This window comes from Candidatus Eremiobacteraceae bacterium (genome assembly GCA_035295225.1).
GTDB lineage: Bacteria > Vulcanimicrobiota > Vulcanimicrobiia > Eremiobacterales > Eremiobacteraceae > JABCYQ01.
This window is the reverse complement of record DATGJI010000059.1, coordinates 24,717-43,055: the sequence shown is the minus strand read 5'-3', so window position 1 is coordinate 43,055 and position 18,339 is coordinate 24,717. Positions and strand designations below refer to the sequence as shown.

Sequence of the window (18,339 nt, the reverse complement as noted above, 5' to 3'; positions counted from 1 at the left end):
ATGCGATTTCTCGTCACCATCGACTATACGGACATGGAAGCTCGGGCACGAACCGTGGATGCGCACCGCGCCTTTTTGGCGGCCGCGCGCGCCGAAGGACGCGTCTCCGAATCTGGTCCGTTCGTGGATGGAAAGGGCGGATTCTACGTCCTGCACGCTGCCGACGACGAAGCCGCGAAGGCCTTTATACGCGACGATCCTTACAACCGCGACGCCAAGTTGCGGTTCACGGTGCGCGGGTTCAACTCGTCGCTCGACGCGAGCGACCGGTGATGCGTCAGCCGGAGTAGCCTTTGAGCATCTCGTGGATGCGACCCGTGATCGCGAGCGCGCCGTCATGCTTGCGCTGCCACATATTCCGGCCGAATATCAAGCCGGTCACGCCGGCCTCCATCGCAAGCCGCGCTTTGTGCACGAGATCGTCGTCCGAGATCTTGCTTCCCCCGGAGATGAGGACGAGCGTGCGGCCGGCCGATCTCACGACCTTGCGCAGCGCCTCTTCTTCGCCGATCGCCATGGTACCGTAAGGCTTCGGCTGTTTGTCGTTGGGTTCGACCTTCGGCACGTTGAGCTTGACGACGTCGGCGCCGAGTTCGCATGCCACGCGCGCCGCATAGTCCACGGCGTAGAGCGAGTCCTGACCGCCTTTCGTTTTGATCGCGGCGCCCCGCGGGTACGCCCACACGATGAGCGGCATGCCGTAGCGGTCGCATTCGTCGCGAACGTCCGTCAATTGCGCGATGTCCTCGCCTTGCGACGGCGACCCGACGTAGAGCGTGTAGCCGACCGCATCAGCACCGAGGCGAACCGCGTCTTCAACCGTCGCGGTCAGCGGCGAGAACGGATCGTCGTCGCTTGGGATGTTGGTCTTCCCATTGATCTTGAGCACGAGCGGAATCTTGCCGGCATATTTGGCGAAATACTTATTGGCCAGGCCGTAGTGCAGCGCGATGCCCGAATAGTTGCCGTCGAGAGCGAGATCGTACTGGAAGTCGGGATCGATGCTGTCCGGGTTGTCGAAGAAATCGACCGGGCCGTGTTCGAGGCCTTGATCGATCGGCAACAGCAGCAGCGTGCCGTTGGCGGGGCCATATTCGTACATCATGCGGTGCAGACGCGCGCGTTTACCGGGCGACAGGCCGAGATCGTCGAGTGACGGGCGAGTGACCTTGGTCAGCATGGAAATCCTCCGACAGCAATGTCCGCGGTTCCGGCACCGTGGCTTCGGCGAGCCGATTCGCCTGCCCTAGCCTTATCAGTGCCCGCCGGTCCCTCTCAGCCGGGGCCGCGGCCCCCTTTTCGGCGACCGAACAGCGCGTCAATTCCAAAGACGGTGCCCGTCGGAAGAACGAGATTGATCACCGTCAGAATCGCGGTCGTCGTCTCCAATCCGGCGTACGCATCGATATGTGCATAGGCGCCTTTCGCCGCGAAATATTGCAGCACGAGCAGGAATCCGGCGAGGCCGCCGAGCCGCGAAAGGAATCCGAGAACGAGCGATATGCCGACAAGCGTCTCGCCCCACATGACGAGATTTGCGAACAGACCGATGTTCGGCAGCGCGACTCCAGTGACGAAATCGTGATAGATCCCGGACGTGCCGTTGGACATCCCCGTGAGAATCTGAAAACACGTGCCGTTCGGTGCGGCCCACTGCGGGTCGGTGAGCTTTCCGTATGCGTGGTCCAGCCAGATCCCGCCGGTCAGAATGCGAAAAACGGCGAGCCATGCGCCGCAGTTCTTGAAATCAGCCATAGCGCTAGCCATACGTCCGGCGCCGCATCGCCACCTGTTGCGCGCCACGGGAAGAAACGAGAGGCCGGCGTCCAATGCACGGTAGCATGGACGTTTTCGACATCACGGTAATCGGCGGCGGACCGAGCGGGCTCTTCGCGCTCTTCTATGCCGGCATGCGCGGCGCGAGGGCGAAGGTCATCGACGTGCTGCCCGAACTTGGCGGCCAGCTCTACGCTTTGTATCCCGAGAAATACATCTACGACATGCCGGGTTTTCCGGCGATCATCGCACAGGATCTCGTGAAGGGCTGCGTCGATCAAGCGTTCCAGTGGCCGCACGCGAAGTGCCTCGAAGAACGGGTGCTGAACATCGAGCGCGGCGAGAACGATATCCTCACCATCACGACCGACAAAAGCCGTCATTTCACAAAGGCGGTGGTTTTGACGACCGGTATCGGCGCGTTCTCCCCGCGCAAGCTCGCGGCACCGAGCGCCGCCGGATTCGAAGGACGCGGTCTCTATTACTATGCGCGATCGTTCGACGAATTCGCCGGCAAGAACGTGGTGATCGTCGGAGGCGGTGATTCCGCAGTGGATTACGCGCTCGCGCTCGAGCCGCGCTCGGCGAGTGTAACTGTGGTCCACCGTTCGGCATTCCGCGCGCACGCGGCCACGGTCGACCGTTTGCGTGCGTCGAAAGCGTTGATCCGCCAACCCGATTTTGAGATCGAAGCCGTGCACGGCGACGGCTCCGTCGAAGCGGTCACCGTGGTCAACAAGAAGACGAAGGAGACGTACCGGCACGAATGCGACTCGATCTTATGCGCGCTTGGTTTCGTCTCTGACCTGGGCACCCTCAAGGAGTGGGGCATCGCCGTGGAAGGCAACGGCATCATCGTGGACACCGCCACGCAGGAGACGAGCGTGAAAGGCATCTACGCGGCGGGCGATGTCGTGAGCCATGCCGGAAAACTAAAGCTGATCGCATGCGGCACGTCCGAAGCCGCGATAGCGGTCAACCAAGCGATGCATTACATCAACCCATCCGACAAGATCCACCCCATCCATTCAAGCAACCTGACGCTTCCCATCACGGCCACCCTTTCAGACGTCCGCTGATGGGCGGACCTTTACGCTGCGCCGACCTTTATAGTCCGTTTATGGAACCCGACGCTGCGCGATTCCGTTGATGAAATATGCATTTGATCCTATTGGCCATAACCGTTGCCAGCCAACTGCTCACGCAAATGGCAGCGCCGAACGCGGCGCTCACCTCGTACGAAGTGCCGGTCCATTTCGACGTTGACCTCCATTCTTTTTTGGAGATGCACACGGCGCTCGACGGCACCGCCTATTTCCGTCAGCCCGACAAGAGCGCGGTGGATTTCAACACGGTGCCGATCGTCGCGGATGCGTTTAAGCATCTCGCCGGAACGCTCGGCACTCCAGCGACGTGGGAGCAGACCTACGACGTGACGCTGGAATCGCCGAACGAACTGCAGCTGATTCCCAAGGTCTCAGGCAACGTCGCAAAGGTGCTCGTGGACGTCGATCCTTCGACGTTCGGCATCACGCGCGAGCGCTTCACCTATAAGAACGGCGGTTCGATCGACGTGCACCAGGTAAACGCCCAAGTCGAGAGCTTCTTGCTGCCTCGGACTCAGACCGCAGATTTCGATCTGCCGAATTACAAGGCGCACGTGATATCGACGTACGGCACATACAAACTCAACGTCGCGATCCCGGATTCTGTGTTCAAGTGATGGCATCTTAAATGTAGGGCGGGCCTTTACGGCCCGCCGGCAAATGTAGGGCGGGCCTTTACGGCCTGCCGGTATTCCTATGGGGTTGGGGGAGGCGGTGCCATCGGCGGAGATGGCGGCGGCGGCGGCGCCATCGGGGGCGACGGCATGCTCGGCGAGGCCGCTACGGTTGGCGACACGCGGCCAGAGAGCAGCATGTAGAATCTGACCGAGATAAGAGCGATAAAGGCCGCGCACGCGCCCTGAATGGCGATGCCGATGAGAAAGCCCAGAAACGGGATAAAGCCGAGGATCGCATTCACGATCGCCGTGATGATGAAGAGCACGATCGCCGCGAGGACCACCATGAGCGTCGGGCCGACGTTTGCGCGCGCCAATGCGGCCGACTCCTGCATCGCGTCCACGGGGCCCCTTCCGCCGACCACGAGTGCCGCAAACCCATAGATGAGCAAGAAGCCGACATAGATGGCAGCGAAGAAGAGCACGATTCCACCGAGAACGCCGAGGATGCCGTGAGAAATCACCCCTAGCAGGATGACGACCAATTCGGCTAAGGCTCCGACTACCGCGAGGATCAACCCAAACACGAAAATACTTCCGGCGTATTTCGTTCCATTTGCCATAAGCGAAGGCACATCGACTGACCGACCCTGGATCACGTCAGCGGCTCCGCCGTATGTCGCACCGGTAGCGAGGAGCGACAATACGATTCCGACGAGCACCGCCAAACCGAACCCGATGAAGAGCGTCGGTGTAAAGAATCCGCTCATTGAGCCGGGATTCATCAGCGTCGAAGGCGACATGAACGCCCCGATCAGCGCAAAACCGCCAAAGACCAAGATGAGGATCGCGGGTATCAAGCCGGCGACGATGTTCGGCAGCAACAGCATCGGGTTGCGAGACAAGGGACCGAACGACGATGTGATCTCTTGTACAGGATCAAATGGCCGAATAGCCATGCCGTGTTCCTCCAGCAGCGCGACGAAGCCGCAGCAAAGGTCAGCAGCGACTTCCAACCAACCTTTACGATTGAGAAGGTAGGTATCTCCTGCGTCAAGGCCCGCGGGGACTCGGACTCACAGTCGCAGAAAAGAGTCGAACACCTACCCAACTTCCGGAGTCAACGTATTGACCGATCAGCTTCAAATCGGCGGACGGGCGTTCGAGTCGCGCCTCATCGTCGGCACGGGTAAATTCGCCAGCGCCGAGGTCATGGCCGAATCCATCGAAGCGTCGGGAGCCGAGATGGCGACCGTCGCGCTTCGCCGCGTCGATCTTTCCACGCCGACAAATCCGATCACCGATTTCATCGACCGGTCGAAAGTGCTGATCCTGCCGAACACCTCGGGTGCCGCGACGGCCGAGGAAGCCATACGTCTGGCGCGCCTCGCCCGGACCGCCGGTTTGCCGGCGTGGATCAAAGTCGAAGTCATCCCCGATCCGCGCTATCTGATGCCGGATCCGATCGAGACACTGCGCGCGTGCGAGCAGCTGGTGGAAGACGGCTTTACCGTGCTGCCCTACATCCATGCGGACCCGGTGCTCGCGAAGCGCCTCGAAGAGGTTGGCGCAGCCGCGGTGATGCCGCTCGCCGCACCGATCGGCTCGGGTCGGGGGCTGCGCATGCGTGACGCGATTCAGATCATCATCGAGCAGGCAACGGTGCCGATCATCGTCGACGCGGGCCTCGGCGTTCCGTCTCACGCGGCCGCAGCGATGGAGATGGGAGCCGATGCTGTCCTCGTCAACACGGCGATCGCGACAGCGGGAGATCCGCCGGCCATGGCCCGCGCATTTGCCCAAGGCGTCAGCGCCGGACGTCTTGCGTACTTGGCGGGTCGCGCGCCGGAGCGCACACACGCTCGCGCGTCTAGTCCGCTGAGCGGGCTCCTCGCATCCACGGCCCGCTGACCGTCCGATGACTTTTTCCGAATCGTTCCAAAGCGGGGCGATACGCTCCGCGCTTGCGCGTGCTGAATCTGCCGACTCGGACGCAATACGCGCGAGCCTCGCGACTTCGCCGGTGACGCTCGACTCGATGGCGGCGCTTCTATCGCCGGCAGGCCTCGAAGCGTTCGCAGACGTCGCCGCACGCGCGCGGCAGATCACGATCGAGCGATTCGGCAGAACCATGCAGCTGTTCGCGCCGCTCTACCTCAGCAACGAATGCGTCTGCACGTGCACGTACTGCGGTTTCTCCCAAGGTCTGGACATCCGCCGCAAGACGCTGCGGCTCACCGAGGTCGCGACGGAATCCGAGCTGCTTGCGCGGCGAGGAATTCGCAACGTCCTTCTCGTCTCTGCGGAACATCCGAAGCGCGTGAGCGCAGACTACGTCGCCGCATGCATCCGCGAGGTCAAAGCCAGGATTCCATATGTCGCGCTCGAGATCGCCGCTGCCGAGGAACCGGATTATCGGGCATACGCCGACGCCGGCTGCGACGGAGTCGTCTTGTATCAAGAGACGTACGATGAGACCGTGTACGCAGCCCACCACTTAGGCGGTCCAAAGAAACGATATGCCTGGCGTATGGATGCGCTCGAGCGCGCCGGCAAGGCCGGAATGCGCAATCTCGGGATCGGTGCGCTTCTCGGATTGGCGGACTGGCGTTTCGACGCGCTTGCGCTCTTCGCGCACGCGCGCTTTCTCGAACGCCATTGCTGGCGTTCGCAGATCAACCTCTCCTTTCCGCGCATCAATCCGGCCGAAGGCGGATACGTTCCGAATCACCCGGTCGACGACGCGGCCCTCGCTCAGCTGGTCTGCGTTTTCCGGTTGGCGTTCCCGACCGCCGGCATCTTTCTTTCGACGCGCGAGCCGGCGAAACTGCGAGATCGGCTTGCGACTCTTGGCGTGACGCATATGAGCGCCGGCTCGAGCACGGAACCAGGCGGCTACGAACATCCCGGCGATGCGGGCGGCCAGTTCGATTTGGAAGATTTGCGAGCGCCGGAAGAGGTTGCGCGCGCCCTGCGAGCCGCGGGATACGATCCCGTGTTCAAAGATTGGGAGACCATGACCGAACCCGCCGCGGTATCGCGAGCGTGAGCGCCGTCGCCGTGATCGTCAATGGGAGGTCGACCTCTGTCCAGCGCGGGTCCACCATCGCCGAGCTCGTCAAACAATTGGGTCTCGTCGCAAACGCCGTCGTCGTCGAGTTCAACGGTGAACCGCTTCTGCGCGAACAGTTCACCACGACAGAGCTCGAAGCCGGCGATGCCGTTGAGATCGCGCACATGGTCGGCGGCGGTTGACCGCTTGCCGCCATCCGATCGCCTGGCCTCGGTCCGGCTCTATCTCATAACGGACGCGGCGCCCACGGTTCGGCCGATAGAGAAATTTCTCGAGGAGGCGGTCGGCGGCGGCGTGGACATGGTTCAGCTGCGCGAGAAATCGCTGGATGATCTGACATTGCTCGACGTCGCGCGCCGCTGCGCATCGACGTGCCGCCGGCTCGGCGTGCCGTTCATCGTAAACGATCGGCCCGACATCGCCCTGCTGGCGCATGCCGACGGCGTCCATCTCGGTCAAGACGACCTGCCCGCTGCCGATGCGAGACGGATCGTGGGAAGCGATGCGATCATCGGACTATCCACGCACTCGCGGGCGCAGGTGGATGCTGCGCTTGCGTCGTCCGTCGACTACCTCGGCGTCGGGCCCGTCTGGGAGACGCCCACGAAACCCGGTCGTGCCGCAGCGGGGCTCGACCTCGTCAGCTACGCCGGCGCGCATGCTGCGAAACCGTTTTTCGCGATAGGCGGGATCGACCCATCAACTGTTGCCGACGTCATCGGCGCGGGCGCGAAGTCGGTCTCGGTGTTGCGTTGGATCGCTCAGTCGGAACAACCGCGCAGTGCGGCGCAGGCGATGCTGCGCGCGCTCTCGCTAGCCGGCGATATCTAGGCGCCGGTCTTCGAAGAGAAGCGCTTCGAATTCTTGCGCCGGCACGGCTTTGCTGAACAGATGCCCTTGCATCTCGTCGCAGCCGGCGCGGCGCAGAAACGCGAGCTGCGTGCCCGTCTCGACCCCTTCGGCGATCACGCGCAGCCGCAAACTGCGCGCGAGGCCGATGATGGATGATGCGATGGCCTCGTCGAATTCGTCGACCGAGATGTCGCGCACGAATGACCGATCGATCTTCAGCGCGTCGACCGGAAACAACTTGAGGTAGCCAAGGGAGCTGTAGCCGGTACCGAAATCGTCGACCGAGAGCCGGATTCCTTTGGCCTTGAGATCTTTGAGCGCGCGAATCGTTTCGTCCGTGTCACGCATGATGACGGACTCCGTTATCTCGAGCTCCAAATGGTCGGCCGGCAGGGCCGCGTCGGAGAGCGCGCGATCGATCACGGCGCCGAGCTTACGGTCCTGGAACTGCCGCGGCGAGATGTTCACCATCACTCTGACGCCGTCGTGGCCGTGATCGCGCCAGCGGCGCGCCTGACCGCACGCGGTGCGGAGCACCCACTCGCCGATCGGCACGATCAGGCCGGTCTCTTCCGCAAGAGGCACGAAGTCCGCGGGCTCGATCAGCCCGCGCTTGGGATGCTTCCATCGGAGAAGCGCTTCGGCCCCGACGATCTGTCCGGTCGGTAAGTCAAGCACAGGTTGGAAATGCAAGATGAGCTCGCCGCGCTCTGCCGCATGCCGAAGATCGCCCTCGAGCGCGAGCCGCGCGACTGCGTTCGCGTGCATGTTCGCGGTGAAGAAATGGAAGTTGTTGCGCCCCATGTCCTTCGCCTGGTACATCGCCGTGTCCGCACAACGCAGCAGATCGTCGACGGCGCGGCCATCGAACGGGAAGACGCTTATGCCGACGCTCGCGCTGACAAACAGCTCGCGACCGTCGATCGAGAACGGTTTGGCGAACGATTCGACGATCCGGCCCGCGACGATTCCGATGTCGTCGAGGTGCGCGACGTCAGCGAGGACGATGATGAACTCATCGCCGCCCGACCGCGCGACGGTGTCGCCCGTCCGTAAACACGCCTGCAGACGCTCCGCGACGTTGCGCAGCAGTTTATCTCCCGCGGCATGCCCCAACGTGTCGTTGATGTTCTTGAACCGGTCGAGGTCGAGGAACAGCACGCTCGCGATCCGCCCATTCCGCTCGGCGTGCGCAATCGTTTGGGAGAGGCGGTCGTCGAGCATGAGACGGTTCGGGAGATCGGTGAGCGCATCGTGGTGCGCGAGATAGGCGAGCCGGTCTTCGGCTTGCTTGCGGTCCGTGATGTCAAGGACCGTCCCGATCATCTTCACCGGCACGCCGCTTGCGTCGACGACGAATTCGCCCTGTTCGTGCACCCAGCGAACCGCGCCGTCGCGGCGGATGATGCGGTGATCGATATTGTATGACGTGTGGGTGGACGTGGCTTCAGCGACTTTGCGGCGTACCGTCTCCGCATCGTCCGGATGATCGAATCGGTAGAACCAGTCAGACTCCAGCTTTTCCTGACCCGGGGCCAAACCGAATATGCGGCTGCACTCATCCGACCATATCGTCTCGCGCGTGATCAAATCGCGTTCCCAATTGCCGAGATGCGCGACTTCTTGAGCGGCGGCCAGCGACAGCTCGCTCTTGCGCAGCGCTTCTTCGACCCGATGCTGTTCGGTGATATCCACGGCGACACCGAGCGCGCCCGAGATGTTCCCGGACGAATCGCGCATCGGTTCGACGCGAGCGTTGAAGCGGCGGCCGCTCCACGCGTAATCGAACGCGGCGGATTCGCCGGCGAGCGCGGCCCGCACGGCGCGGTAGACGATTCGGCCGGGGTGATCGTCCGCGGCGAAGCCGTTGAGGTTCATGCCGTCGACCTGCGCGGGCTGCAGCCCGAGCGCCGAAAGCGCGGCACCGGCGCTCCAGGTCACGTGCATGTCGGGATCGATCGTGACCATAAGTGCAGGCAGCTGCCGGACCAGCATTTCGACTCTGCTCTCGGCGGCGCGGACCGATTCCTTCGCTGCGATCTCTTCCGTCACGTCTAACGCGATGCCGATCACGCCCGTGATGTTGCCGTCCGCGTCTCTCAGCGGTTCTATATGGCAACGATTGGTGCGGTTATCCCACGTGATATCGTAGTTGACGGTCTCGCCGGCAAGCGCGCGCCGATGGGCGGCGATCGGCGGAAAATCCGGGTCGTCGGTCTGGAAGTACTCGCTAAGCGGCACGCCTTGCATCTGGCTTGGGGTTTGGCCGAGCTGCTTAAGCCCCGCGCCCATGCTGTAACCCCAGCGAAGGTCCGTGTCGACGCTCCAAACGATGGCGGGCAAACCTTCGAGAATGACGCGCGAGCGCGATTCTTCGGCGCGAAGCGCGGTCTCTGCTCGAACCCGTTCGGTGACGTCTACGAGAACGGTGACGGAACCCACGATGACGCCGTCGGCATTTCGGAACGGCTCGACGAACGTCTCGAAGGAGCCGTTTTCGTCTTCTTTGACGATCGACGACGACTCTCCGTCATGCGCCCGTTCGTGCATGCTGAGCACGGCGTCTCTATACGGATCGTCCGGCCTGATGAGCTCGCGCAGGTTCATGCCCGTCATGGCGGCGAGCGGGATGCGGAAAAGCCTCAGCTCGGCGCCGGTCGCAGACGTGTTGCGCATCGATAGATCATACGTGAGCACCGCGACAGGCAACTGCGACATGAGCAATTGCAACCGCGTCTCAGTCGCGCGGCGTTCCTCTTCGGCGCGTTTGTGCGCCGTGACGTCGCTGCGCACCGCCATCCAATTCGTGATCATGCCCTCGGCATTGCGGATCGGGTACGTCTGCATCTCGACTTGCATCGGTAAGCCATTCGCGTCCGCGTGCGTTAGGTCCACGCGGCAGGCTCGACCCGCGCGGACAGCGGCTTGGATCTGCAGACGCGCGGCAGCATGCTCGTCGCCGCGATAGAAGATGTCTGGGCTCTTTCCGACGAGCTCCGCCGGACTGAATCCGGTATAGCGGCGCACCGCTTCGTTCGCGTAGACAATCCGGTTGAATCCGTCCTCGTGGATCACCGCATCGTATACGATCACGCCGGCATCCCAGTTTTCGATCACGGCGGTCAGCAGCCGGATCCGGTCATCCGAGACGTCGCCGCCGGAGGAACTTCGGAGGCTCGCCACTTCGCGACGAACGCAAGGCGCGAGCTTTGCGAACTCATCTCGTGCGATGAAGTCGCAGGCACCGGCCTGCAGGTATTCGGAGGTGTTGTTCTCGCCGGAGACGCGCGAAACGATCGCTACTGGAATGCTAGGCGCCGCGTCGCGGATGACGGAGAGAATCTTGAGCCCGCTCAGATTGCCGACGCGAGAATCACACAGCAGGATATCCCAGCGCGCGGACGTCAGCGCGCGGCGGACACTGCCTTCGTTCTCTGCGCGATCGTGCTCGACGGAAAACCCGGCGCTGCAAAGCTCTGCGAGCATCGCCTGTTCGTGCGCTTCATCGTCGACGACGAATAGGACCCGCAGCGCGACGCTCATGTGTTGAACGCGTGGCTGTAGTCGCCGGCTTCTTGCGAATGGTTTGCGCCGGGCGCATGAAACGCCATGCCCTAGGTATCGGCGGCTCGCGTGCGACTAACCAGTACAGGGCGCACTCAGACGGGTCGCCCCTGGGACACTCGGGGATACTGTGGGTCAGCTCGCGCGACGAAATTTCGGGGGCGACGGAGTGGGATGGGTTGAGGGCTCGCGTTCGGCGACGCGGTACCCGGCTTCGTTGGCGTCAGCGATGCATCCGGTGCAGACTTTCACCGTGCGGGTACGCCGCGGCGTGATGCGATGGGCGAAGAGATTTGAACCGAATGTCGATTGGACGCCGCAGAAAGCGCAAGTAGACATGGTGCCGGTGCGAAGCCTCCTCGGAAACGATCCTCGTCGGATCATCCATATGACGCGAGGGCGCCGAAAATGTTACGGGTGCGCAGTCCGGGAACAAGGCGCTCGCTCGCACTCGAACCCTCGTTCGTAGATCGGAGAACTATGCGCGCCGGCGCGCCGGTGATCGGCGTCAGCATGCTTGTCGCCGCCCTCGTCTGTGCGGCGCAGCTGCACCCTTTCTTGGCTACGTGGCACGGCTGGGCCGTCGACCTCGCAGTGGCGCTTGCCGGAGCATTCGGGCTCTCGTCCGCGGCGCGCAGCGCTTCGGCGCAGACGATGCACGAGCGATGCGCGGCAATAGCGGGCGTAGGCGGCGCCCTTCTCGCTGCCGCCTTCGTCTACGCAGACATCGTGGGCGGCGCTCCGGTTCGCGTTCCGGCCGCGCCGGGCCAAGACTATGTGCCCGAACACTACGCGAGAATCGGCGTCTCGTATCCGGACGCCGGCGAACCGGCCGGCGTACGCGTCTGGCCGACCGCGGCGACGATTCGCGACGGAGACAAAACGCTCACGCTTTCGCAGGGAGACGTTGTCCGCGCGGGACCATTCGTATTCACTGCGGTCCGGTGGCCGATCGCGCGCGTGACGGCGTCAGATACAAACGGGCGTCCGGTGACCACGACGCAGCCGAACAACGTCGCCTTTCTCTCGCCGTACCTTACCTTTCCTCAGGTCGATACCGATACGCGACCGGTCGACTTCTTCAGCGTGCCGCCGCTGCACCGCGACGTCGGTGTGAAATATTTCGACGGCCTTCCGGCGCGCGGCATCACGGTTCCGTTTCTGGTGCTTCAGATCCGCGAAGCGAACGGCGCCGCGTTGTTCGACGGCGTCGCCGTCGACGGACGAGAGATCACCTCATCCGGAGTACGACTGCGTTTTTCGCTTGGAACCTATCCGGCGGTCATATCCGCGGGAGCAGCGCCGATCTGGATCTGCGCGTTGGGCATAGCTCTCGCGATCGGAGGATTCGTGGGCTATGCGTTCAGCTTGCCCAAGAAAGAGAAAAGGCCGGAGCCTTAGCCCCGGTCTTCCAAGTGTAGAGTCGATCGTCGGCTCGCGAGCGATGCAAAGTGACCGACCGACTCCACTTTTTTTCTATCGGTGCGATCGACATCAAACTTTAGCCTGGACTATTCGAAAGAGAGGGCCAGCTTGCCGAAGACATCGCCGGCGGCGAGCCGGACGAACGCGTCGCGCGCATGTTCTGCCGGATAGACGTGATCGATGAGCGGTTTGATATCGCGTGTGGCGACGAAATGCAGTAAGTCGCGGAACTCCTGGATCGTGCCCATGCTCGATCCTTTGATCTGCAATTGCCGCCAGAACACGCGCGCGAGATCAGCCGGCGGATTCGGGCCGGCAGTGGCGCCGGAGACGACGATCGTTCCGCCTTGTCTCAGCGCGCGCAAGCTCGTCGCCCACGTCGCTTCACCGACCGACTCGATGACGGCGTCCACACCACCGCCGGAGAGTTTGAGAATGGTCTTCGCCGCATCTCGACCCGCGAGCACCGCATGCCGCGCACCGATCCGTTGCGCCGCTTCGAGTCGCTCAGCCGATCGCGATGAGACGTACACGGTGAGGCCCGCCGCGCAAGCAAGGGAGATCGCGGCGGTCGCGAGTCCGCCGCCCGCGCCCTGGACGAGAACGCTTTGGCCCGGCATAAGCGCGGCTTTGACGAAGAGCATCCGATAGGCCGTTAGGAAGGTCGTTCCCAACGCGGCGGTTTGCGCGAACGATAGCGTTTCAGGTTTGGGCAAAACGCACTTCGCCGGCACGACGAGGAAGTCGCCGAACGATCCTTCGCGATCGCCGTCGCTGAGCAGGGTGAATCGAGCGCACAGCATCGGGTCACCGGACCCGCATCCGGCGCACCTACCGCAAAATGTCACCGGATAGATCGCGACAGGCGTGCCCGGGTCCGGCGAATCCGGCGGCCGATCCGGACCGTATCGATCGACGATGCCCGCCGCGTCGCAACCGAGGATACGCGGCGGCTCGAACGGATATGCCACGACGCCCTGCAGCGTGAAGTAGTCGTGTCGATTGAGCGTGGCCGCATGCACGCGCACGCGGACCTCGCCCGGTCCGGGCTGCGGCTCCGGCCGTTCACCGATCGAGAGATTATCGAGCGGCGCATCGCCGCCGAGTCGAGACGCAAAAACCGCGCGCATTGCCTTTGCCTCGTCCTATCTCGCGACGCCGATGGCGATCGGGTACGCGCATGTCGCAGCGCGCATGGCGCTGAGGTGAAGAGATCGCGTGTCGAAGGCGTCGACCGAGTCGTCGCGCGCGTCGGGAACGTAGAGCAGATGACGGCTCTGGTCGACGGCCGGCAGCCACGGAGTCCGACCGACGCGAAGCGTGGCTAGCCGCGCAAAGGTCCGAAGCGAGTATACCGCCACGTCGTCGTCCCCTTCGTTGGTGACGAACGCGCGATCCGCTTGTTCGTCCACGGCGATGCCGAGAGGCAAAGCGTTCGCCGATCCGGTCGCGACCGGCGATCCGATCCTGCGCATCGAAGGCAACGTGAAGAACTCCAAGCCCGGTCGCGACGCACGTCCGCTGAGCGTCGGCGTGTCGTTGTCTGCCACGAGCAGAAGTCCGCGGCGCGCGGCGAGCGAGACGCCGAACGGACGCGTGCCCGTCTGCGCCGAACCGGTGCGGCGCAACGCGCCGTTCTCGCTGACGGTGAAACGCACGATCGAGTTCGAATTGACTGCCGTGACGTAGACGGTCCGGCCGTCCGGATCTGCCGCAAGCCCTTCGGGCGTCTCACCCGCCGGCGCGGACGCGACCAGCTCCGGCACGGTCGAAGCCGACGCTCTGAAGACGAAGACCCCGGCATCCTGCGGGCCCGCGTTTGCGTCGGTCACGGCGAAGAGACCATCGCGCAATGAGGCCGCCTCGCTGAACCGCGCGCCGGTCACCGCCTTCGAAGGCCGAGCGGTCATCGTGTTGAGATCCACGGAAACAACGCGCTCGTCGTCTGTGGCGAGCGCGACCGTGCCATCGTGTGAAACCGCAATGCCGCCGAGCGCGCCGCCGATCGCGGCGCGGCCATACGAACCGGCGCCGCCAGATTCTCGAACGTCGACTGCGCCATCGCCATAACATGCCACGATCGCGACCGGCGCGCGCGCCGGCGGCGGCGCCACGATCGCAATCCGTGAAGAACCGGCGCCGCTCTTTGCGGCCGCGACGATCGAGTTGACGTCACCGCCGACCGCGGGTGCATGGTAGGTCCCATCTCCGTCGATATGACCGGATCCGAACAGCCACCACGTTATTGGTTCATTCTCCGTGGTCGAACCGACGACGACGGCATGCATGCGAAGCGACCCGCCCGCGAAGACGGCGGCATCGCGCGGCGTGACGATGACGTGGGCCGCCGCGGGGCCGCCGGAGCGCGTCGCATCGAAGTCTGCGCCGGATGTCGCCAGGACGGCGACAACGGCCAATGCGGCTGACGGGCGTATCAAATGATGAACCCGAGAACGTCGAACACGACGCCCGCTAGCGCGAGGCATGCCGCCGTCACAAAAAGACTGGGCTGCTTCGTCATCGCAGCCACCGACGTGAGCACGATCGCGATCTCCGCGAGCGCGACCGCAATGTCGAATTGCTGTTTGCGGCGCTCGAGCCGCGCCGACTGCTCGATGTCGTCGTCGCGCTTTCGCTCGCTTGCGAGCGCTCTCTCGCGAATCGGACCCTGGCGCGATCGATACAGCGTCGCGGCGGTCGCCAGCTCGCTCTTGCCGGTTGGCGTTGCGGCAAGCACGCCGACCGTCTCGTTCAGGTGCGCCTTGAGGCTGTCGGCTTCGTATTCGTTCCAATCGTCGGTCGCGCGCGCTTGCGATAGCACCGCTTCGGTGCGGGTGGCGAGCATCGCCTCGCCGGTCCTGGCGCCCAAGAGACTCGAAAGTCCTGCGAACACAGCAAGCGCGGCAGCTGCGAGCGGCACGTGCTTAAGCAAGAAGTGCTCGGTCTTCTCGAGTGCTTCACGGGCGTGCTCGACGTGTTCCATCGCTTCGCCGGTCGTATAGCGTTCGCTCATCAGTTCTCCGCCCTCATGCGAGCAGGCGTCGGTTCACAGAAACAGCTCGTACGCGGCGGGCGTGCGGTCCGCGAACGCATCGGTGCGGGCCACCACGGATTTGTCGCGCGCCCGATCAACGCGGATTTCGAAGGTGTAGCCGCTCGGCACGTGGGCGAGCGCCTCTGCGGCTACCGCGCCGTCAGGCGCGATGACGCACGCTGGCTCGTTATCGCCGGCCGAGGCGCAGACGAGAACAAAGACGCGGTTCTCAAAGGCGCGCGTCCGCGCGAAGTCGCGTATGCTGTCTGTCCGCGGCGGACGTACCCACGCGATGATGTCGGCACCGGCAAGCGCATCGGCGCGGGCAGGTTCGGGAGCGAACATGTCGCGGCCTTCGATGATCGAGCAGCGTACCCCGCGCGCGCCGCGAAGCGCAGCTGCGATATCGCCGGCGCGCGCGGTCGTATCGACGATGATCTCGGCGCCCTGTGCCCGCAAAGATGCGTACGCCTCGCGTCGCTCGCCGAAGCCTTTGCCGCCTTTGCGAGACTGATACACGCCGATGGTCACCGATCGAGACGGCAAGGCGGCGTTGCCGGCCGCGGTGTTGCGCCGCGCCGGAGCGCGCAGTATCTTCGCCTGCGATCGCGATACGCTCGTCACCAGCGGCCGCGGCGCATGCCGGACGACATCGGCGACGATAAAAGCAGCACCGTCAGCGGGCGCTTGCGCTTTCGTGCGGCCATCGGCGGAGAGGATCATACTTCGACCGGCGTAGTGGACGGCGCCCGTCTCAGAACCGCACTTGTCTGCGGCGGCGATCGCGACGCCGTTCTCCAAAGCGCGTGTGCGGAGCGCGAACTCGACTTGAGGGTTGTGGATGTCAGCGTACGACGGCCCGACGCCGACCCACGCCGTCGGGTCGGCTATCAGCCACGCACCGCGCTTGGCGAGCGTGCGCGCTATCTCGGGGACGCGCCCGTCCGCGCAGATCATGAGACCGATGCGGCCGCAGTCGGTCTCGAACACCGGAAGTTCGTCGCCGCGTTCGAACCAGCGTCGATCGAAATTCCACAGGTGTGATTTGGCGTAGACGCCGGAGATCGCTCCGCTCCTGTCGATGAGCACTGCTTCGTTGCGCAACGCTCCGGCCGGGCCGGTGCGCGCAATTCCGACGATGACGTTCACCGAAGCGCGCCGCGCCGCATCGCCGACGGCTGCGAGCGCCTGCGCAGCGGATGGAATGCGGTACTTGCGATACGGATCGACGGCTAGCAGTACATAGCCGGGATATGCGCACTCGGGAAGCACGAGAAAGTCGGCCGATTCAGCACCAGCCGCCGCGACGGCGGCGAGGATGTCCGTCAGCGCGGCTCGCGCGTGAGCGGTCGGTCTTGCGACGAGCTGAGCACATGCGATCCGGACCGTGACGCGCGACACTCGCTTGGCCATCCAGCGCTTTTCTATAATCGAATCGGTAGCAACGAGAGCCTGGGGCCGTCCGAACGCTACCGTCTTATGCTTTCCGGGAGGCCATCCGTGATCGTGAAATCCGCCTTGATCGGCGTCATCACCGCCGCTACGTTGACGCAAGCCGCAGTCGCCGGAACGACTGCATCCAAACCTGCGCCGTCACCAGCAAAACAGGTGACCGCAAAGCCTGCAGCCGCCAAACCGGTGGTCGCACCGGCGGACGAGTATTTCGGTCGCATGAAGCTCAGTATCCTTGGCATCAGCAATACGATTCACGACACGAAACTGCGCGAGGGATTCGATCCCGTTCACGCGGCGGCGTATTACGATAAATTATCGCTGGCCGAAGACGCGCTTGAAGATTGGTCGAAGAAATATCCGCACGACACGTGGCTTCCGGGCAAAGCCTACTATATGTCGCACGAGTTCTGGGCGATGAACACACCCGACGGCAACCGCGAAGCAGAGCGCTGCCGCGCGCTGCTCTTCGCCCAATTCAAGACGTCGCCGTACGCGGCAAAGGCGCGCACCGAGGCTGCGGCGATGTTCCAGCCCGCGATCGCGGCCGCTCAGCCGGCGCAAGCCGCCGTCGCGACCGGCGCCGCCGCGTCAGCAGGCGCAACGGCTGCGACGACAACGGCGACGACCGGAACAGCAACGAGCGCGACGGTCGGAGCTACGGCAGCCAAGCCTCAAACGGCCGCAACGCCGCACCCGTAGTCCAAAAGCAGGCTGCGCGCGGCGCCAGCAAAAACAAGGCGGCATGCATTTCCATCGCATCGCCGCCTTTACCGTGCTCATCGCATCTGCTATCGCAGGTCCGGCAGCAGCTGCCGAAAGCGCCGCGCCGTACGACGATCATACGTGGCATCTGTTCACAGCGATCGCTCGGCCCTTCACCCCTGCGCCGGCGCCCGCCGACGAATACTTCGGCCGGTTCAAACTGAGCAATCTCGGCATGCGCAACATCATCCACGACATGACGATCGAGGGCGACTCACCCCTTGCGGTGCAGCTGCAAGAAACGCGGATCAACGCGGTTGCGGGCGCTCTCGCCGATTGGACGAATCGCTACCCGCGGGATGTTTGGGTGCCCAGGACGACCACGTCATTCGTGAAGTTTCTGGAACGAAAGCAGACGCCCGAAGCTGCCGCTCTTTCGATCGACTTCGCCGTCTATCTCGTGGACAAATTCAACGGAACCCGCAGCGAGCACTGGTACGCACCCCTGCTCCAAGCCCATACACCTGTCCTCGACGTCGACCCGGCGGGGGCTGCTCCGCCGTTTCGGATTTATTCACCGTTCGATGTCGACGTGCTCGGGCTGCGCGTGCCGTCGATCCCGTCAACCCCGTCAACCCCGTCTAACCCGTAGCAGGGCGAGCAGCGCTCGCCCATCACCTGCAACATAAAGGGAGCGCCTCATCGAGGCGCCCCCTTTATCGTCTGGTGTCGATT

Annotated in this window: 18 protein-coding genes; 10 read left to right on the top strand and 8 right to left on the bottom strand. The window is 63.7% G+C overall.

Annotation, left to right across the window (positions count from 1 at the left end):
• Positions 1-273 carry a YciI family protein gene (locus VKT51_12590; GenBank protein HLJ85003.1) on the top strand — a complete coding sequence of 91 codons (273 nt, stop codon included), beginning with the start codon at positions 1-3 and terminating at the stop codon, positions 271-273.
• A 4-nt stretch (positions 274-277) separates the two neighbouring features.
• Here the strand turns inward: VKT51_12590 and VKT51_12585 are convergent, their stop codons facing one another.
• Positions 278-1,180: a hypothetical protein gene (locus VKT51_12585; GenBank protein HLJ85002.1), complete on the bottom strand. Its 903-nt coding sequence runs from the start codon at positions 1,178-1,180 to the stop codon at positions 278-280.
• A gap of 95 nt (positions 1,181-1,275) precedes the next feature.
• A complete protein-coding gene (locus tag VKT51_12580) occupies positions 1,276-1,755 on the bottom strand; it encodes a TQO small subunit DoxD (GenBank protein ID HLJ85001.1) in 480 nt (159 codons plus the stop codon).
• 74 nt (positions 1,756-1,829) lie between these two features.
• Between VKT51_12580 and VKT51_12575 the strand changes: the two genes are divergently transcribed.
• Together VKT51_12575 and VKT51_12570 are read left to right on the top strand one after the other, a co-directional pair.
• The gene (locus VKT51_12575; protein HLJ85000.1) at positions 1,830-2,855 is read left to right on the top strand and encodes an NAD(P)/FAD-dependent oxidoreductase; all 1,026 of its coding nucleotides are present in this window, start codon (positions 1,830-1,832) and stop codon (positions 2,853-2,855) included.
• An 83-nt stretch (positions 2,856-2,938) separates the two neighbouring features.
• On the top strand, positions 2,939-3,499 hold the full coding sequence (locus VKT51_12570; protein HLJ84999.1) for a hypothetical protein: 561 nt from the start codon (positions 2,939-2,941) through the stop codon (positions 3,497-3,499).
• A 77-nt stretch (positions 3,500-3,576) separates the two neighbouring features.
• Here VKT51_12570 and VKT51_12565 read toward each other — a convergent pair whose 3' ends face one another.
• Positions 3,577-4,515, bottom strand: coding sequence for a hypothetical protein (locus VKT51_12565; protein HLJ84998.1), 939 nt, complete (start codon positions 4,513-4,515; stop codon positions 3,577-3,579).
• Positions 4,516-4,627: 112 nt separating this feature from the next.
• Here VKT51_12565 and VKT51_12560 point away from each other — a divergent pair, with 112 nt between their 5' ends.
• From VKT51_12560 to thiE, 4 genes are read left to right on the top strand one after another with little or no spacing between them, the layout of a single operon-like run.
• Positions 4,628-5,410, top strand: coding sequence for a thiazole synthase (locus tag VKT51_12560; protein HLJ84997.1), 783 nt, complete (start codon positions 4,628-4,630; stop codon positions 5,408-5,410).
• A 7-nt stretch (positions 5,411-5,417) separates the two neighbouring features.
• Positions 5,418-6,548 (top strand): 2-iminoacetate synthase ThiH, encoded by a 1,131-nt coding sequence (thiH, locus tag VKT51_12555; GenBank protein ID HLJ84996.1) that lies wholly within the window; start codon positions 5,418-5,420, stop codon positions 6,546-6,548.
• Entirely contained in the window at positions 6,545-6,754 is a 210-nt protein-coding gene (thiS, locus tag VKT51_12550; protein ID HLJ84995.1) for a sulfur carrier protein ThiS, read from the top strand. Before thiH ends, thiS begins: the two co-directional genes overlap by 4 nt.
• The gene (thiE, locus tag VKT51_12545; GenBank protein HLJ84994.1) at positions 6,723-7,403 is read left to right on the top strand and encodes a thiamine phosphate synthase; all 681 of its coding nucleotides are present in this window, start codon (positions 6,723-6,725) and stop codon (positions 7,401-7,403) included. Before thiS ends, thiE begins: the two co-directional genes overlap by 32 nt.
• Here thiE and VKT51_12540 read toward each other — a convergent pair.
• Positions 7,386-10,967: an EAL domain-containing protein gene (locus VKT51_12540; protein ID HLJ84993.1), complete on the bottom strand. Its 3,582-nt coding sequence runs from the start codon at positions 10,965-10,967 to the stop codon at positions 7,386-7,388. The genes thiE and VKT51_12540 overlap by 18 nt on opposite strands.
• Before the next feature lie 501 nt (positions 10,968-11,468).
• Here VKT51_12540 and VKT51_12535 point away from each other — a divergent pair.
• Positions 11,469-12,389 carry a hypothetical protein gene (locus tag VKT51_12535; protein ID HLJ84992.1) on the top strand — a complete coding sequence of 307 codons (921 nt, stop codon included), beginning with the start codon at positions 11,469-11,471 and terminating at the stop codon, positions 12,387-12,389.
• Between the two features lie 110 nt (positions 12,390-12,499).
• On the opposite strand, the gene VKT51_12530 is transcribed toward VKT51_12535, so the two are convergent.
• From VKT51_12530 to VKT51_12515, 4 genes are read right to left on the bottom strand one after another with little or no spacing between them, the layout of a single operon-like run.
• Positions 12,500-13,543 carry a zinc-binding dehydrogenase gene (locus tag VKT51_12530; protein ID HLJ84991.1) on the bottom strand — a complete coding sequence of 348 codons (1,044 nt, stop codon included), beginning with the start codon at positions 13,541-13,543 and terminating at the stop codon, positions 12,500-12,502.
• Positions 13,544-13,558: 15 nt separating this feature from the next.
• Positions 13,559-14,851 (bottom strand): beta-propeller fold lactonase family protein, encoded by a 1,293-nt coding sequence (locus VKT51_12525; GenBank protein HLJ84990.1) that lies wholly within the window; start codon positions 14,849-14,851, stop codon positions 13,559-13,561.
• Positions 14,848-15,426 (bottom strand): DUF4337 family protein, encoded by a 579-nt coding sequence (locus VKT51_12520; protein HLJ84989.1) that lies wholly within the window; start codon positions 15,424-15,426, stop codon positions 14,848-14,850. Before VKT51_12520 ends, VKT51_12525 begins: the two co-directional genes overlap by 4 nt.
• A gap of 33 nt (positions 15,427-15,459) precedes the next feature.
• Positions 15,460-16,860, bottom strand: coding sequence for a nitrilase-related carbon-nitrogen hydrolase (locus VKT51_12515; GenBank protein HLJ84988.1), 1,401 nt, complete (start codon positions 16,858-16,860; stop codon positions 15,460-15,462).
• Between the two features lie 87 nt (positions 16,861-16,947).
• On the opposite strand from VKT51_12515, the gene VKT51_12510 reads away from it, so the two are divergent.
• Both VKT51_12510 and VKT51_12505 read left to right on the top strand, forming a co-directional pair.
• On the top strand, positions 16,948-17,601 hold the full coding sequence (locus tag VKT51_12510) for a hypothetical protein (GenBank protein HLJ84987.1): 654 nt from the start codon (positions 16,948-16,950) through the stop codon (positions 17,599-17,601).
• 43 nt (positions 17,602-17,644) lie between these two features.
• Positions 17,645-18,256, top strand: coding sequence for a hypothetical protein (locus VKT51_12505; GenBank protein ID HLJ84986.1), 612 nt, complete (start codon positions 17,645-17,647; stop codon positions 18,254-18,256).
• Positions 18,257-18,339: the final 83 nt, after the last annotated feature.

Coding starts and splice junctions, on each gene's coding strand:
- VKT51_12575 (HLJ85000.1), top strand. CDS start 1,830: ATGCACGGTAGCATGGACGTTTTCGACATCACGGTAATCGGCGGCGGA.
- VKT51_12520 (HLJ84989.1), bottom strand. CDS start 15,426: ATGAGCGAACGCTATACGACCGGCGAAGCGATGGAACACGTCGAGCAC.
- VKT51_12505 (HLJ84986.1), top strand. CDS start 17,645: ATGCATTTCCATCGCATCGCCGCCTTTACCGTGCTCATCGCATCTGCT.
- VKT51_12590 (HLJ85003.1), top strand. CDS start 1: ATGCGATTTCTCGTCACCATCGACTATACGGACATGGAAGCTCGGGCA.
- VKT51_12580 (HLJ85001.1), bottom strand. CDS start 1,755: ATGGCTGATTTCAAGAACTGCGGCGCATGGCTCGCCGTTTTTCGCATT.
- VKT51_12535 (HLJ84992.1), top strand. CDS start 11,469: ATGCGCGCCGGCGCGCCGGTGATCGGCGTCAGCATGCTTGTCGCCGCC.
- VKT51_12515 (HLJ84988.1), bottom strand. CDS start 16,860: ATGGCCAAGCGAGTGTCGCGCGTCACGGTCCGGATCGCATGTGCTCAG.
- VKT51_12530 (HLJ84991.1), bottom strand. CDS start 13,543: ATGCGCGCGGTTTTTGCGTCTCGACTCGGCGGCGATGCGCCGCTCGAT.
- VKT51_12585 (HLJ85002.1), bottom strand. CDS start 1,180: ATGCTGACCAAGGTCACTCGCCCGTCACTCGACGATCTCGGCCTGTCG.
- thiH (HLJ84996.1), top strand. CDS start 5,418: ATGACTTTTTCCGAATCGTTCCAAAGCGGGGCGATACGCTCCGCGCTT.
- VKT51_12540 (HLJ84993.1), bottom strand. CDS start 10,967: ATGAGCGTCGCGCTGCGGGTCCTATTCGTCGTCGACGATGAAGCGCAC.